Raw genomic sequence first — 843 nt, 5'->3', positions numbered from 1 at the left:
AACTAGGTAATTCTAGACAAAAGCCAAAACATGCACCTGATCAGAAGCGTTCTCACCACCGTCCTTTTCCTGACATTTTCGGCCACGACAGTTGCCTCCGAATTCCTGTTTGACCTTTCTGAAGGCAATAACCAGCAAACGGCGGCCACAGCCGAACAGCTCACCTACGGCAAATGGCCCGTCCAACTGACAGACGGCATCGAGAATCGTCTGGAAACGGGCAAGACACTGGCCCTGCACATTGCCCGGTAACCGCTACATTGACAGTAAAATCCAGGGTTCGATCGCTCAAGCAGGGCTTCTGCGCAACAAAGCCGCCGATGAAACCCGGATCGCAACGCTCGAAAAAGGCCAGGGAACCGTTGAAATCTATCTCCGCAAGGGAAAGATTGCCGCTATGCTGGTCCTGGACGTGGAAAATGACAAGGCCTATAAAGCCGAGTTTGATCTGTCTGGCGCAGGTCTCCTCGCGGAACAGGCCCCCGATCAGTTTTATTGCGTTCGATATCCCGCCGTATCCCCGGCAACACAGGATGCTGCGCCTGATATTGCAGAAACAGCTCCCACACCTGATCTGGATACCCTGAAGCATCTGCAGAGCAAATCCGGTGTTACCAATATCCTTTATATTAACTATTGGGGCGGCAGCTACACCAGTCCTGCCTGGAACGATGGCAACACGATCAACTACACGCCTTTCAGCCAGGACGCGGATACTGCCAGTTTTTCAGACAAAGAACGCCACGATATGTGGCTGGGATGGGCCGAAGCCGCCGAAGATTATGCGCCCTTCAACATCAATGTCACTACCGATTCCGCCCTCTACGCAGCCACTCCCGAAGA

At 53.3% G+C, this 843-nt stretch carries 2 protein-coding genes; both read left to right on the top strand.

Translation table 11 applies throughout. The features are described from left to right. Positions 1-30 precede the first annotated feature (30 nt). Positions 31-252, top strand: a complete 222-nt coding sequence (locus tag ACOCD2_RS22855) for a hypothetical protein (protein ID WP_293650533.1) — start codon at positions 31-33, stop codon at positions 250-252. Next, positions 242-843 (top strand): hypothetical protein (locus ACOCD2_RS22850; RefSeq protein WP_419583915.1); only part of this gene is annotated, 602 nt, incomplete at its 3' end. The genes ACOCD2_RS22855 and ACOCD2_RS22850, both read left to right, overlap by 11 nt.

This window comes from Thiolapillus sp., assembly GCF_048562965.1.
Lineage (GTDB): Bacteria > Pseudomonadota > Gammaproteobacteria > Chromatiales > Chromatiaceae > Thiolapillus > Thiolapillus brandeum_A.
Note: the sequence above shows the minus strand (reverse complement) of the source record. Positions and strands in the feature narration are given on the sequence as shown.